Here is a 14,764-nt window from a genome sequence, read left to right as displayed (position 1 = left end):
TCCTACTAGAAACGTGTGTCACCCCGCGTGATATTGTTGCTGGTGCGAGCAAGGTCCAGGTGGCCAGGAAGGTGCGTGCGAACCAAGGCCGTCGTTGGCTATTGGGAGAATCCCGGCCAATAATCGCCCAGGCTTTTGCCCAAAAGATCTGAAAGCCCGGCATTTCGGTCCGATAGATGCTGGCGCAGGTAGTCGCACGTTTTGGGCCGCATGTCCGACGGCGGTCGATCCTGCGTTAGAACCCGCTTTTCGACGAAATGATACCAACGACGGTACGCTTTGTGACCGATGGCAGACATGGCGCCACCGAAGCCATCGAAATGGCGGGCGTAGCGATAGCGCACCAAAATCTTGCCCACGCGATTCAGGCGAAGCAGCGTACTTGTTCGGGTCGGATACTTTGTTCGATTGTGCCAGGTTTCCACCTTTGCGACCGGCATCGGTGAAAGCCCGAGAAATGTGGTAACAGCATCCATCGCGGCCTGCTGATCGTCCTTGAATTCCTCGAACAAGACAACATGCACCCCGTCCTTCCCAAGCGCCGCATGGAATTGCCGTAGGGAGGGGGCATAGGTTGAACCCAACACGATTGAAGGTTCGCTGCTGAGCGCTTTTTCAAAAGACACACAGGTGCGTCCGCTGCGCAGAAGATGCCAGTATTGCGAAAAAGCGCGCCGGACCGGATCTCGCAGCATGAAAACTACTTTTGCACCCGGGTTCATTGCTTTGATGCGAAACGCTGCGACATCGGACATCAGGTAGGTTGTTGAATCCTCGCCCGTAAGGCATCCATCGGGCGCATCAGAAAAGCGGTTTTGATACCAGTCCTTCAGCGCCGGGTCGTCGGGAGAACGTGCAACCAGATCGTCACCCTCGATCCCCAGGAAATCACCGTGTGCAATGGGATCGTCGGCATCAAAGAAGTACAACTCGTTTTTGGCCATCCAGACGTCGGGGTGTTGATCCAAAACTTGATGCAGTGAGGTTGTGCCGCATTTCGGAGCTCCTCCGATGATGAAGTCCGGTATTGCCAAGGTCATTGCCTCCTATTCGATCATCGGGCGGAAGAGGGTTGAAAGCTAAAACGCAGCAATCTGGCTTACCAATTCGGTTCGGGGCGCTGATTGCAGGGCTCGACACCGCTCCAGAAACTCGGCGTTTTGCAAATCTTCGTTGTAGTCATGCTCGACTTTCTTGCGGGCGGCCGTGGCCAAAGCCCCTACGTTTTGGGGGTTTTGCGCAAGGAACAGGATATTCTGACACAGCTCTTCTGCGTTGTGTTCATCAGACAGTAGCCCGGTCTCATGATGGGTGACCAGTTCGGGTATGCCGGAATGGCGCGTTGTGCATACCGGGGTTCCAAGCGCCATCGCCTCCATCAAGGTAACTGGTATGCCTTCCTGGTCACCATCCTTTGCCGTGCAGCTTGGGGCGAGCAAGACATCCGCATTAGTAATCCGTTTCAGGGCATCTTGATGAGGCAGGGCACCGAGAAAACGAACGCGATCTTGCAATCCGTTACGCGTCACCTGATCTTGCAGTTCCGATGTCAGCGGGCCGTCGCCGCCAATGTCGTAACGCCAGCCGATCTCGGGGTGGTGCTGGTGCAGCAACACCAATGCGTCAATTGCGGTCTTCAACCCCTTTTTCTCCACCAACCGGCACAGGCTAAACAGGCGCAAAGTCGTGTCGACTTTGGGTGCCGAATAAGCGTATCGAGCCACTGGAATGCCAAGGTGCCGGGTTTCGACGCGCGCGTCGGGGGCGCCACACTCAACGAGACGCTTTGCGAATTGTTCGTTGACGGTGACATGGAGATCGCCCTGCGTGAAGAGATCCCGGTATCGCGCCAACCTATCGCGCTGATGCTCGACACTCACATCCCGACCGTGAAAAACCGTCACCAAGGGTGGGCGATGTTTCCAGCCCTTTTGCGCGCGTGCCACCGCAGCGCCGCGATACCCGAAATGTGCAATGACAACTTCTGCATCAATCTGTCGCCGCCATGCAGATCGATCCAACCGCGCGGCCATTCGGTCCGCCAAATGTCTTGGGATGGCCTGCAACAGGCTTGGTCTTGTCGGGGGCCAAACAACAATTCGAACATCGGTCAGCAACGCCTTTTCTTCATCCGAAAGTGGTGTCTCGGCTTCGAACGTTTTGCAGGCCACCGTCACTTGATGTCCCCGTGCCACGGCATACATCACCTGTGAGGTGACAAACGTCTGTGACACCGTTGGAAAGCTCGAGACACAAAAGCAGATGTTCACGGGTCGGCTCCGATTTCGTTGGATTTGCCAATTCAGGCTGAGCAGCGGACACTTTGTTGCGAAACAGCCCTGTTAAGTACCGACAGGAACGCCTCATGCTGGCGTTTGAAATCGAGTTCGGGGCGTTTGGCGTAGTCCAATGCTGTTTTTGACAGATCGTTGTAGGCATCTTCGTTCGACCACAGCTTGCGCAGCGCATCGACCCACTCCTCGGTCGGTGCATCATGGGGCAGAACGATGCCGCCGGGTCCGATGGCCTGACTCAGCCCCCCTCGGTTCGAACCGATCACGGGGATACCACTGCAATGGGCCTCGGACGCAACGCGGCCCCAGGCTTCTTCCCACTGGCTTGGCGCCAGCAGTACCTTTGTACGCCCATAGACCTTCGACATATCTGACGTTCGGCTCATGAACGTGACGTTGGGCAGCTCGGCAATTTCGGCCATGATTTGTTTGAAAAGACCGTCCCAAAGTGTCCAGGCCTCGACAAACAGGAACGGAATATCCGGGCAGGCACGCGCCATTTCGCGCGCAACCTCATACCCTTTTTTTGGATGTATGTTGATAAGCGTCGCGAATTCTCTGGTGGTGTCGCATCTATATTCTTCAAAATTGATGGTTGGCGTAATCACCGCGCAATCGATCCTGTAGGCGTCGTGGTAGGCCCCCGCTGTAAAGTTTGAATTGGCGATGAAACTTGCGCCAGGGATCATACTTACATCCCCTTCGTTTTCGTCAAACTCAACGTTGCGCAGATATAGAACAACAGGCAGGCCGAATTCTGCAAACTCCATACCCAAGCGGGCTGAATGTCGAGTTTGGATGACCACGACATCGGGTCGGAAACGATCGACGGCTGCGGAAATTCGGGCCGGGTCCACGGGTTCCCAGGTGCGCATGACCTCGTAACCCTGACTGTGGTCGATACTGAACGGGCGACCGGTGATCTTGCGCTGGGCTCTCATCCGAAACCCAAAGAACCCACGACCAGAAAAGCCGCAATACACGGCGCATTCATGACCTTGGGCAATGCTCTCGCGGATCAAATGATCGGTGCTGTTCTGGGTGCCGCCGCTGGCTTCGGGCAACCAGCCATTTCCACCCGCAAATAGAATTCGCATTTTCATACCCTTGCAAATGGGCGCAGGCATACTGCGCGCTTTGAATTGTGGTGACGGGCGAGGCCGGTATGCTGATTCATCAATGATCTGCCCCGTCTGTTGGCCGGGTTACGAGAGGCTGGATTGGCAAGGTTGCGCACCAAGTTTTGCAAGCATCCGAATGTAGTTCGACATCCGACGCGTAAAGATGTTGGATCTTGTCGACACCAGATTGTGACAGGTCGGACTTTTGCGTTCGTGATCCGGTGGTCTTGTTCGCATGCAATAGCAGCCCCGAGGGCACGCCAGTCAACTTAGTCAGCCCCTCGGCCATCTTGTGAAATGGGATCAACGCATCGACCATCACGGTATCACCGTCACAGATGTAGTCCGATTGAGGTCGAAAATGGAAAAACCTCATGGTCGTTTTGCGAAAGGCTTTTTGTGTCCAAAGCCGGTTCAGGAAGTCATCGACCGGTTGCGTCCCGATCATTCTGGATCCGAACTGTCGGTCTTGTGCGTTGCGTCCACCGGATTTCAGATAGTCATAGGCAGACAAAAACCGGTCCACAGGGTCCCTAAGGATCGCGATCTTGGGTAGCTGTTGCCATGCCCTTGGACATTCCGACTTTACATCGTTCCACGTCCTGTGCCGCACGCGGTACCCAAACAAAGCGTCTTCGACAGACGTACCGGCATTCTTAGGTATGTGTATTAGGATAAGGCCGCGCCTCAGATAGACATCTTCAAGCTGCGGGTCGGGCTTGGGCTGTAAGCGATCAATCATTCGGCTGGGCATCATACGCCAACCTATCTCGGTGCTAATCCGCGTCAGCGTCTGCATCGCGTAGCCTCCGGCATCCGGGCTGCGCAACCGGCACAAAAGCGTGGTGCAGTGGGTTTCATAGAATACATCATGCGGGCCTCTTGTCCCCGCGTTTTTTCATTTGCTGCAAGGCTTTAACTGCCAACCCTTTCACCTCGCCCAGGGTGTCGCGGCCATAGGCACTGAAGGTCAAAAAGACTGCAAACGCGGCATAGCTTATCGTGGTTCCGGCAAGGAGCTTTGCAAACGCGTGATTGGGCAATGAGGCTTGCGTAACCAAAATGATCACGTAACAAACGAGGCCGGCACAGAATACCGGCAGAATTCGCCGCAGGATGCTATCCCGGCCAACTGGTCCTTTGCGGGTTACAAGCAGCCAAAGGGGAAACAGTTTCAGCATCGTGACTGCGGCATAAGCCATCGCAAACTCACGGACGCCGAATTGCACCCCCCAGACGAATGCTGCACAGGTGACAGTCGCAGACGCAAAGCCCCACCATGCCATTTCGGTGGTGCGCCCCTGACTGACAAATAGCCACCCGGTTGGGTTTGCCAACGGTTGCGCCAAGGCGGCAATGCCCAAAGCTGCGAAGATCGGGGCGCTTTCCGTCCATTGCGCGCCGAGCAAAAACGGAACGGCTGTGTCCGCCATTCCCGTCAACGCGGCGACGCCGGGCAGGATGGCAAGCTGCATCAGCCCGAAGACGCGAAAAAACGCGTGGGTGTAACGGTGCGGTTCGTCCTGCATCCGTGACAGAACGGGTACCATAACCTGCGACAATGGCTGAGCCACACGGTTCAACGGAAACAGGATCAGTTTGTACGCCCGATCATAGAACCCAAGCGCCGAACCACCCCAGACGCGCCCAATCAAGATGCTGTCGAGGTTGCGTGACAGGAAATTCGCCAGCTTGAACCCCGTCACTCCGGCGCCAAAGCCCAAAAGATCGGCAGTCCCAGCGGCGATGCTAGGGCGCGATGGGTGCCAAGGGACCCAAGCCCACACCAACAGAGCGCCGAGAACGCCGCCGGCCAGCGTGCCGGCAACAAGCGCCCAGGGTGTTGGTGAGACCAACGCCCAAAGGATCGAAACAACCAAAGAAAACACGGCGATAATGCTCGCGTTGATCGCAATTCGACCAAAGCCCATATTGCGATTGAGCAGGGCAAAGTGCTGCGCCCCAAGCGCTGTGACGACCATGTTCAGGGCCATGATTCTGACCAGCCATGTCAATTCGGGTTCTTTGTAGAAATCAGCAATCAGCGGTGCCAGAAGAATCAGCAAGATTGTTAGTGTCAGGCTGACGCCCAAATTGATCCAAAACAACGAGTTAAGCTGTCCATATGTCAGAGTCCGTTTCTGGATGACCGCCTGTAGCAGACCCATTTCCTTGAACAGCGTCAGAAATGCAATGACCGGGCCGATCATAGCAATCAGGCCGAAATCAGCGGGCTTGAGCAGTCGCGACAGGATGAGAACCGACCCGAACTGACACCCGACCATCACCAGTTGGCTCAGTGCGGCGTAGACGCCACCTTGAACGACGGTTCCGCCGTAGGTGTCATGGGCGACGGTTTCCACCACCTCATGAGGATCACGTTGAGCCATGCTTTAGGACTTTCTGCCAATTTGACGTCGCAAGAATTGCATGGAGCGGGGAGGTGTGCCCGCCATTTGCACGCGCAGCATCTTTTTCAGCAACTTCCCGCCAAACGGGTGCCCTCAATGGCGGAAAACGTTCTATACGTAACAAACATGATGCAAGACTTGGGCATCCAAAACTGATGCGTATTTGATTTGTGACTTGCTGACTGATTCATCTTATGGACGATTTTTCGCTCATTCTAAAGCGGGTGACGGCTCGGTTTTGCCGGTTCGGGAGCGCGTTTTAGACAAGCCTCGCAACGTCAACCCAGCTGCGGCACAAAAGCGTAAGCATATCTGCGATGAGATGTTCGATCGATGCCCACGGACAATACAAGCGGGACTGAAGTAACCTTTGAGCAAGGCAACTGCTCTGGTGTGAAACGGCACGTTTTGTATCTGGCGCATGATCTGGATGACGCCGCCATTTGGCGCCGGGTCGATATGCTTAGAACAGGCGGTGCCGACGTCAGTGTTGTCGGATTCCGACGACGCTCGGGGCCCTTGTCCGAAGATGCTTTGGTGCTGGGCCAGACCCATAATGGCAAGATGTTGCAACGCGTCTTTTTGGTTCTGAAACTTCGTCTTCGGCTGCACGCGATTGTCAGAAACGTACCACCTGTGGATGCGATCCTCTGCAGGAACCTTGAGATGTTGGCGCTTGCAGTACCGTTGCTTCGGGTTTTGCGATCAACTCGGCCGGTCTCATTGGTCTACGAGGTCCTCGATATTCATCGCCTTATGGTTGGCCAATCAATCAAGGCGCGGGTAATGCGCTGGATTGAACGCCGACTGTGCCAGAAGGTGGATCAAATTGTCGTTTCTTCTCCGGCCTTTCAGCGAGAGTACTTTGTTCCAGTCCAGCACAGCACGGCTCCGATCCTCTTGGTTGAAAATAAGGTGGTTGCGCAGAGCGACGGCCCATCTGAAACCAGCGGTCGATCAACGGGAGCAGTTCAAGCTGTGCTTCGCATCGGTTGGTTCGGAATTCTAAGGTGTCGCTTTTCTCTGCGATGCCTGGATACCCTCACAAGAGCCAATCCGGGACGCTATAAGATTGTGTTGCGCGGACGTCCCGCGCTTGATGAATTGCCCGACTTCCATGATGTTGTTGAGGGTAACCCGGATTTGGTGTTCGAAGGTCCATACTCCTACCCGAATGATCTTGCTGCGATCTATCGGGACGTGGATCTTGCCTGGATGATTGACCGCTACGATTCCGGCGGCAATTCGGATTGGCTTTTGCCAAACCGCCTATATGAAAGTGGACTGAACGGCGTGCCGCCCGTCGCACTTGCCGGAACAGAAACAGCGCGCCTTTTAGGCGAACTTGGCATTGGTCTGATACTGGAAAAAGCAGATGACGCGTCGGTCATCTCGGCAATGGAGCAAGTGTCACCTGAGATCGTGGATCATTTGCACCAAATGCAACACGCTGTACCACCAGACGTTTGGCAGGTCACCCGGCAGGATGCGTGCGACCTTGTTGCGGCAATCACTGAAAAGCAGCCATTCAAAGCGTCAGAAAGCATCAATACAGCGCAAGATGCGGTGCTGATTGTCATTCCGACCTTTAACGAAGCTGAGCATATCGCGGGTGTTGTAGATGGGCTGACAGTCTTTCTTAAACGCAGACGCGAACAGGCAGCGCATACGCGTTTGGTGATCGCTGATGGCGGCTCAACGGACGGGACGCAAGACATTGTCAGGGACAAAATCGCAGCCTTGCCACACTATGACATACGGCTGCTGGACAACCCCGCCCGATATCAGAGTGCCGGAGTGAACGCGGCCTGTGCCCGGTATGGTGAGGGTATGGACTGGTTGGTCCGCCTAGACGCGCACTCCGACTACCCGGTCGACTACATTGATATCTTGCTGGCTGAGGCGGGCCGGACCAAGGCGGCCAGCGTCGTCGTCCCAATGCACGCAGTTGGTGCGACCCTGATACAGCACGCCATCGCCGTGACGCAGAACGCTCGTCTTGGAAACGGCGGGTCGGCGCATCGAACCGGCGGCTTCGGGCGGTTCGTCGATCATGGGCATCACGCGCTTATGCGTCTTGATGCTTTCAGGTCAGTCGGCGGGTATGATCCGCGGTTTTCGCACAATGAGGATGCCGAACTGGATAGGCGCCTGACGCAGTCGGGGCATCGGATTTGGCTGACGTCAAACACGCGGCTTGAATACTTTCCACGGAGCACCATCACCGCATTGTTCCGTCAATACTTCAATTTTGGCGGGGGCAGGGCGCGGACGATGTTGAAGCACCGTCAGATGCCGCGGCTGAGGCAGGCTGCGATGATCGGTATCGCTCCACTGTTAGGGCTGGCAGCTCTGGCCCCAATCGCCCCAATCTTTGCATTGCCTGCAGTGATTTGGATCTCAGCCTGTCTGATCTCGGGCGCGACATTTGCCGCTACAAAGCTTGAGGGTTCAGCGCTGGGTGCTGGTCCGATTGCGATTGTTATGCATCTGGGTTGGTCGGCTGGCTTCTGGAAGCAGCTGTTATTGCGCCCATCGGATGTTCAGTTCGGCGATGTTCCAATTTCCAACACTCAGAAACCCGCGATCCCTTTGGAGCATATTGCTGTTGGCGTTTGTACGTATCAACGTACTAGCCTGATGGATACGTTAACAACGCTTGAACATCAGAACCTTCCAAATGGCACGAAACTATCGATCATTGTTGTTGATAATGATGCGTCACCCAGCGCACGCAGCATTGTCGATGAATTCGCTGCGGCCTCACGTCACCAAGTGATCTACCGATTTGCGCCTGCCGGAAATATCGCGATTGCACGCAATGCTGCACTGGAGGAGGCTGAACTCCAAGGTTTGCGTGCCTTTGCGTTCATCGATGACGATGAGCTGGCTCCGCCGAACTGGCTCAGTGATCTTGTTGTGCGCCTAGCAGATGCCGATGCAGACGTTGTGGTCGGGCCAGTTCGCGCAGGGTATGGACCAGAGGCACCACGTTGGATGCGCGCGCTGCGCATTCACGACACAACACCAGAACTCGGGGCTGATGGCCGACCAATTGCGGGTCATAGCTGCAACGTCATTATGGATCTCGGTAGCGATGCTCTGGCGGGCCGACGTTTCGATTTGGATCGGGGCGTATCAGGGGGCGAAGATACTGCGTTCTTCAAAGAAGCTGTTGAACATGGCGCCCGAATTGCATTCGCCCCGCATGCTCAGCTTGAAGAGCCGGTAACGCCGTCGCGAGCAACCATGTCGTGGCTGATGCGGCGACGGTTCCGAATGGGGCAGACACATGGAAGTCTGTTGCGCCAGCACGGCCGAGGTAGCGTGCGCCTGAGGGCTCTGCCACTCGCGGTTGCCAAGGTGATTTACTGTGTTTTTTTCGCGCTGATAACTGCGCCAAGTGCCGCGCGGCGCAATGCAAACCTGCTGCGTGGCGCGCTACATTGCGGAACTATCGCGTCTTTGATTGGGGTTCAAGATATCACGGTCTATGGCGAGGCCAGCGAAAAGGCTTAGGTGGCTTCGACCTGAACGGGACTGGTTGTCCACGCTATGACGGCAGCGTTAGCGCAACTGTTTCGCAACCCCCGCTTGATTGTTTACATTTTTGCCACAACAGGGCCTAGAATTGAGTGGTCGTCCGGGGTGTTTTTGCTGTACTCTGCATCAAATGGTGGGGGAATGGGGCGTTAAATTGAGCCTCCGCCAATAGGGGAAACGATGCAGTTACCGATTTTTGTTGCAGGACTTTTTCTGTCTGTTCTTGTGTCAGCAGTGATTGGATATGCGGCTGGATTCAGCTCGGCTCAGCTGGTTCTGTTTGTCATCGCGGTCACTGTGTTGCTGCAACTGGTCTACGTCCTTGTTGTTGCGCTGTTGGCGGTTGACAGAAAGCGCAAAACCCAAGCGGCAGATGATCGCGCACCAACCGTGCCGCCCGCGCAAGTGTCCCCAAAGTCGGATGCATAATTCTGGCCACGGTTTCTTAGGGCACACTGATGAAAAACGGCTCAATTCCGTAGCATCGCAGGCGATGGCACGCTGAAGTGATGTCACCGGTTTGGTTTCACTTGGATGAAGGCACCTTGTGCTTTACGCCGTTTGGGGACAGCCCATCGAAGTCACGTAAGCTTAGCCAGGTCTGATGTCTGCCAGCGTCACCGTCATTATCGCCGCATTTAATGCTCAGGATACGGTATCCCGTGCGATCCGTTCGGCTTTGGCCCAGCCGGAAACGGCTGAGGTTATTGTTGTCGACGATGCGTCGCGGGACGCCACATGTGGCGTCGTTGCAGACGAAGCCAAGCGCGACCCGCGTGTTCACCTTATCCAACAAGAGACCAACCACGGGCCCGCCGCAGCGCGTAATAGAGCGCTAGATGTTGCAACCTCAGACTATGTGGCTGTGCTGGATTCTGATGATGTATTTCTGCCCCGGCGGCTTGCGCACCTGTTGTCTGTCAAGAACTGCGAAATGGTCGCGGACAATATCGCATTCGTGACACCGGAAAACTTGTCGGAGGCGACAGAACAGGATTGGTCAGTTATCGACCCAAAATTTGCACCGCTTGGCGCAGCAGAGTTTGTACGGGGCAACCTTCGCAATCACGGGATGTCACGCGGTGAGTTAGGGTTTCTGAAACCCGTTCTTTCCCGAGATTTTTTAGAACAGAACAAATTGCGGTATGATCCTTCTTTGCGGCTTGGCGAAGATTACGATCTTTACGTGCGGATGCTGCTGGCAGGAGCGCGGATGCAATTGACACGCCGACCGGGATACGCGGCGGTTGTGCGTTCGAATTCTCTCAGCGCACGTCATGGCGCGTCCGAATTAGCGCAGCTGCATATCGCGCTTCATGCGCATCTGGACAGCAGGCCGCAGTCTTTAGATCTGACTCGCGCCATGCAGCAACATCTGCGGGACACTCGGCGGAAACGGGATCACCGGATATCTCTTGATCTGCGGCGTGAGAAGGGGGTGTGGGCCGCGGTACGCTATCTGATCAGCGCGCGCGATCGCGCTTGGCCTGTAGCACTGCAGATCCTGCGCGATAAGCTGAAGCTTAGTAAAACGGCGGAGGAAGCAGCACCTGAGAAGGGATCACGGCTGCTGCTATCGGTCGAATAGTCGAGATGCAGATAAGTCTAGGTGACGTCCAAAACCACATGCCTAGGAACCTTGGCCGTGCCTACATCTTTCTTGCTAAGCGCAAGGCGCGTGGAGCGCCAGTTTGGTAGGTAACCCAAACCATCCAGCCCCGCGGGGCCGTCAGCAATAACATCGACGGGTCCAGTACTGGCCAGTTTCGCGAGTTTGCTAGCCATGATGCGGCGTGCCACCCAGCCTGATGGATTGACCGGGACGCGTACTACAGTTGGAGGTGCGTCGATCAGATCAATCTGATCCGGAGAGGCCAGCACAATGGTTTTGGGGCTTCCGGTCGATCGGTTGTGCCTGACAAATCCAGCAGGGCGCCAACGGTCGATAAGGCTGTTTGTCAGATCAAACAACAGCGCCGGGCGACGCCCAAGCCGTCGAATAACATGCCACACCTTTGCAGACTTAGTATCGCTCACAAGGCTCTGATACATCATTGCTCTTTCAAGCCGCGCCCTGCGCTGGTTGAGCAAGACAATAAGCTCAGCGTCTTTAGGAGCCATATTGGCGGCCAGTTTGGCTATTTTTGTGTGCGCGTGTAAAAGGCGTTGCAAGGATGACACCGCAAGGCGGTGGGACACGGAGCCCGAATGGCGCCGGTAAAGGTAGGTCGGGTCCGGCAGTAAAACGAAATTTGCACCCGCGATTAACAGTCGGAAATACAGGTCGAAATCTTCGCCCAAACGAAGATCTTCGTCGTATCTGAGGAAACGCATTTTTCCCTTACGGATCAATGGCTTCAAATATCCAAATGAAGTAAAGCCAGCGATAGCCGAGTCACTGCTGACTAAGTCAGCCACCGCTATAGGTTGCGGCTGTTCGATGTGGCTGGCCTCCAGCAAGGTCTTACCCGCCGTACGTGGGGATCCGAAACATAGCAAATCATCTGCTACTGCATCCGCCCCCATGCCTTGGGCTGCAGCCAGCATGCGCTCGATCCGCTGCGGGTGGATCAGATCGTCGGCATCGACAATTGCTATCCATTGCCCCTTGGCGGCTTCCAGCCCGGCGTTTCTCGCCCCGGCGGGGCCTCGATTTGTGTCTAAGGCGATTGATCTGAGGCGGGGGTCTGATGCGGCAAGTCGCTGGATGATCTCCAAACTGCTGTCTTCTGATGCGTCATCAACCACAATCAGTTCCAGCTCTGAATGAGATTGATTCAGAACCGAGATTATCGCTGCTTCAAGGTGGGCGGACCCATTGAAGTTTGACATCACGACAGATACCAGGGAGCCGGGCCTGGTTTGCGCTGAGTGCGGTACCGACGTTGCGATGTTTGCCATGATCCTATCGCTCACCTACAAGCCCGTCTGTGATTGAGTTGGGCACGTTTACCGACTGTGGCAAGGCTTTTGCACGTTGTTACGATGTCTCGTCAGAACGCATCGCGGCTGGTAAAGTCTGGGCAAGAATAGCGATGTCTGTAACAGTGCTGACCTTGGTCACATAGGCGCGATCATAGGCCACCCGGCGCTTGTAGGATGTGGTGTTCCGACCATTTACTTGCCACAGACCAGTAATGCCTGGGCGTGCGCGCAGGTAGTAGCGGCTGGATGGCCCGTAGCGGCGCAACTCCTCACTCAGAACGGGGCGGGGGCCAACAAGGCTCATGTCCCCGCGCAGGACGTTGTAAAGCTGCGGCAATTCATCAAGGCTGAGTTTTCGCAGGACGTGCCCTACTGGCGTGACGCGTGGGTCATCGCGCAGTTTCTGGTTTTTGTCCCACTCAGTGCGGGCAATTGGATCGCTTTGAAGATGCCTTTGCAGAAGGTCATCACCATCCACCGCCATAGTTCTGAACTTGAGACAGGAAAAGGGCTGGCTTCGGTACCCAACCCGGCGGTGCCGATACAGAACTGGCCCCGGGGACGTTATACAAACCAAAAGTGCTAGCCCCGCCATGAGCGGTGACAGTATTACAAGCATGGTAACGGCGATCGCGATGTCGAGCGTTCGTTTTGTCCATCCACCCGCGGGCTCTTCCTGCGGGGCCTGATGGGTCCATACAACATGACGCGGTCGCGACACGGGCGACATAATGCCTTCGGCGGATGCCATTTCTGTCTCGATCGGTTTCATCCCACTTCATCCCTATGTCTTAAGAACCGGCACCTTGTATAAGCACCGCTGCCACCTAAAGTTGCAAAGACAATCGCCGTAAAACACCAACCGGTGCCGGCGAAAGTGATCCGTGTACAATTTACGCCACTCGTTACTGTATTCTGACACACTGTGGTTAGATGGATATGACAAATGCTGCGATTGCAAACGCCGGTGGCGATTCAAGCAAAGCACCGCCTATGGTTGCTTGGACTTTCGCCGGATTTCCGCACAACCACACATTTTCATCGCTTAACTTTTGACGGATGATGCCACACATGCCCGAATCGAAGGCAATAGATAAACACCTCCCCAACAATCTCCGGTACGCAATTCAAAGACTGACTCGCTGACTGAAGATTCACGTTAAACACGAAACGGTGCTGCCGACCAATGGCGATAGGATCATTTGAAAACCAACCTAGCCCGTTGACCCCAGCGGTTGGTGATTTAGACACGGCCCTGTTTGGCTCTAGCATACGCAGGGCGCAGGTTGCCTGGGCGGTCGCAACGTACTGTAAGTACGCGCGACACGAAAACTCGGCCGGTTTCAATTCCAAATTGTCGAATTCGAGGTGATCCCGACATGCGCATACTGTTTGGAAGTGCTCATCCCTACTTACCTCAAATGTATGGCGGCGCTCAGGCCAGTACACATGAGTTGGTACAGCGCCTAAGCGCGCGCGGTCACACTGTTGGCGTGTTGAGTGGTCTGACAGGAGAGGGGTGGTTAGGTCTGCGCAGCAGGCTGTTGTTGAAATTAGCAAGGCGCGGCTATGTCAGCGATGAAAGTCTTGGGTATCTCGTGTTTCGGGCCTGGTTTGCACAGGATGTCGTGCACCGTGTTGTGACCGATTTCAAAGCTGATGTTGCGATTTTTCAATCGAGGCTCCCGGTGCCATTGGCACAGTCAATTGACCGAAATGCAACGCGTACCTTCATCTATCTGCGCAACGTCGAAACCGAGGATCTGGGAGGGTCGCTGGAGCAAGTGCCCAACACGGGCTTCATTGCCAATTCGCATTTTACGGCGCAACGGTTTGCAGAGACACAAGGTATATCCGCCGATGTCATTCATCCAATGATCGAAGCCGAGAAGTACCGAGTTAGCTCGACCGGTGAGAACGTGACCTTTATAAACCCACATCCGAACAAGGGTGTCGATATCGCGCTGAAAGTGGCCGAGGCTTGCCCTGAAATCCCCTTTGTCTTTGTGCGCGGTTGGGGCCTGAGCCCCGAGCAGGAAGCCGATCTTCAGAACAACCTGTCGAGGCTTTCGAATGTCACCTTGCGCGCCTCGACCGATGATATGCGGTCTGTTTACAAAAATGCCCGTATCGTTCTTGCACCCAGCCAATGGGAAGAAGCGTTTGGTCGCATAGCGGCCGAGGCGCAGGTTAGTGGCATCCCGGTTGTGGCATCGAAAATTGGTGGGTTGCCTGAAGCCGTTGGTCCTGGTGGTATTTTGTTGGAACCGGACGCACCAGTTGGAGATTGGGTAGCGGCAGTGCGCGGCCTGTGGTGTGACGAACAGATCTATTCCAAACTGTCCAAACTTGCCCTTGAATACTCCAAACGTCCCGAGATGAACCCCGAACGTCAAATTGACAGGCTGGTTGAAGTATTGGACCGCCCCGTTTCGTAAGACCGCCCCCTCAAGACGGAGGCGGGTAAAGC

At 55.3% G+C, this 14,764-nt stretch carries 11 protein-coding genes; 4 read left to right on the top strand and 7 right to left on the bottom strand.

The features are described from left to right. Positions 1–98: 98 nt before the first annotated feature. The 5 genes from Q1B21_RS01970 to Q1B21_RS01950 form a co-directional block, all read right to left on the bottom strand. Complete coding sequence (locus Q1B21_RS01970) at positions 99–1,040, bottom strand: sulfotransferase (protein ID WP_299885242.1); 942 nt, start codon at positions 1,038–1,040, stop codon at positions 99–101. Positions 1,041–1,079: 39 nt separating this feature from the next. Continuing rightward, positions 1,080–2,270 (bottom strand): glycosyltransferase, encoded by a 1,191-nt coding sequence (locus Q1B21_RS01965; protein ID WP_299885239.1) that lies wholly within the window; start codon positions 2,268–2,270, stop codon positions 1,080–1,082. A gap of 32 nt (positions 2,271–2,302) precedes the next feature. Next, positions 2,303–3,391, bottom strand: a complete 1,089-nt coding sequence (locus tag Q1B21_RS01960; RefSeq protein ID WP_299885236.1) for a glycosyltransferase — start codon at positions 3,389–3,391, stop codon at positions 2,303–2,305. Positions 3,392–3,470: 79 nt separating this feature from the next. Then, positions 3,471–4,214: a sulfotransferase family 2 domain-containing protein gene (locus tag Q1B21_RS01955; protein WP_299885233.1), complete on the bottom strand. Its 744-nt coding sequence runs from the start codon at positions 4,212–4,214 to the stop codon at positions 3,471–3,473. A gap of 70 nt (positions 4,215–4,284) precedes the next feature. Next, entirely contained in the window at positions 4,285–5,805 is a 1,521-nt protein-coding gene (locus Q1B21_RS01950) for a lipopolysaccharide biosynthesis protein (protein WP_299885230.1), read from the bottom strand. Between the two features lie 354 nt (positions 5,806–6,159). Between Q1B21_RS01950 and Q1B21_RS01945 the strand changes: the two genes are divergently transcribed. From Q1B21_RS01945 to Q1B21_RS01935, 3 genes are all read left to right on the top strand, one after another. After that, positions 6,160–9,345 carry a glycosyltransferase gene (locus Q1B21_RS01945; protein WP_299885227.1) on the top strand — a complete coding sequence of 1,062 codons (3,186 nt, stop codon included), beginning with the start codon at positions 6,160–6,162 and terminating at the stop codon, positions 9,343–9,345. A gap of 204 nt (positions 9,346–9,549) precedes the next feature. Next, on the top strand, positions 9,550–9,798 hold the full coding sequence (locus tag Q1B21_RS01940; protein ID WP_299885224.1) for a hypothetical protein: 249 nt from the start codon (positions 9,550–9,552) through the stop codon (positions 9,796–9,798). Positions 9,799–9,973: 175 nt separating this feature from the next. Continuing rightward, on the top strand, positions 9,974–10,957 hold the full coding sequence (locus Q1B21_RS01935) for a glycosyltransferase family 2 protein (RefSeq protein ID WP_299885221.1): 984 nt from the start codon (positions 9,974–9,976) through the stop codon (positions 10,955–10,957). A gap of 17 nt (positions 10,958–10,974) precedes the next feature. Here the strand turns inward: Q1B21_RS01935 and Q1B21_RS01930 are convergent, their stop codons facing one another. Then, complete coding sequence (locus Q1B21_RS01930) at positions 10,975–12,201, bottom strand: glycosyltransferase (RefSeq protein ID WP_299885218.1); 1,227 nt, start codon at positions 12,199–12,201, stop codon at positions 10,975–10,977. Between the two features lie 148 nt (positions 12,202–12,349). Further along, positions 12,350–13,066: a sugar transferase gene (locus Q1B21_RS01925; protein WP_299885215.1), complete on the bottom strand. Its 717-nt coding sequence runs from the start codon at positions 13,064–13,066 to the stop codon at positions 12,350–12,352. Positions 13,067–13,673: 607 nt separating this feature from the next. On the opposite strand from Q1B21_RS01925, the gene Q1B21_RS01920 reads away from it, so the two are divergent. Then, complete coding sequence (locus Q1B21_RS01920; RefSeq protein ID WP_299885212.1) at positions 13,674–14,732, top strand: glycosyltransferase; 1,059 nt, start codon at positions 13,674–13,676, stop codon at positions 14,730–14,732. The last annotated feature ends 32 nt before the right edge of the window (positions 14,733–14,764 follow it).

It is taken from the genome of uncultured Ruegeria sp. (assembly GCF_947504215.1).
Classification (GTDB): Bacteria; Pseudomonadota; Alphaproteobacteria; order Rhodobacterales; family Rhodobacteraceae; genus Ruegeria.
The sequence above is the reverse complement of the archived record's forward strand: the minus strand, read 5'-3'. Positions and strand labels throughout refer to the sequence as shown.

Excerpts from the sequence above, each read along its gene's own strand:
- Q1B21_RS01930 (WP_299885218.1), bottom strand. The coding sequence starts at position 12,201 with ATGTCAAACTTCAATGGGTCCGCCCACCTTGAAGCAGCGATAATCTCG.
- Q1B21_RS01955 (WP_299885233.1), bottom strand. The coding sequence starts at position 4,214 with ATGCAGACGCTGACGCGGATTAGCACCGAGATAGGTTGGCGTATGATG.
- Q1B21_RS01940 (WP_299885224.1), top strand. The coding sequence starts at position 9,550 with ATGCAGTTACCGATTTTTGTTGCAGGACTTTTTCTGTCTGTTCTTGTG.
- Q1B21_RS01920 (WP_299885212.1), top strand. The coding sequence starts at position 13,674 with ATGCGCATACTGTTTGGAAGTGCTCATCCCTACTTACCTCAAATGTAT.
- Q1B21_RS01970 (WP_299885242.1), bottom strand. The coding sequence starts at position 1,040 with ATGACCTTGGCAATACCGGACTTCATCATCGGAGGAGCTCCGAAATGC.
- Q1B21_RS01945 (WP_299885227.1), top strand. The coding sequence starts at position 6,160 with ATGCCCACGGACAATACAAGCGGGACTGAAGTAACCTTTGAGCAAGGC.
- Q1B21_RS01935 (WP_299885221.1), top strand. The coding sequence starts at position 9,974 with ATGTCTGCCAGCGTCACCGTCATTATCGCCGCATTTAATGCTCAGGAT.
- Q1B21_RS01960 (WP_299885236.1), bottom strand. The coding sequence starts at position 3,391 with ATGCGAATTCTATTTGCGGGTGGAAATGGCTGGTTGCCCGAAGCCAGC.
- Q1B21_RS01925 (WP_299885215.1), bottom strand. The coding sequence starts at position 13,066 with ATGAAACCGATCGAGACAGAAATGGCATCCGCCGAAGGCATTATGTCG.
- Q1B21_RS01950 (WP_299885230.1), bottom strand. The coding sequence starts at position 5,805 with ATGGCTCAACGTGATCCTCATGAGGTGGTGGAAACCGTCGCCCATGAC.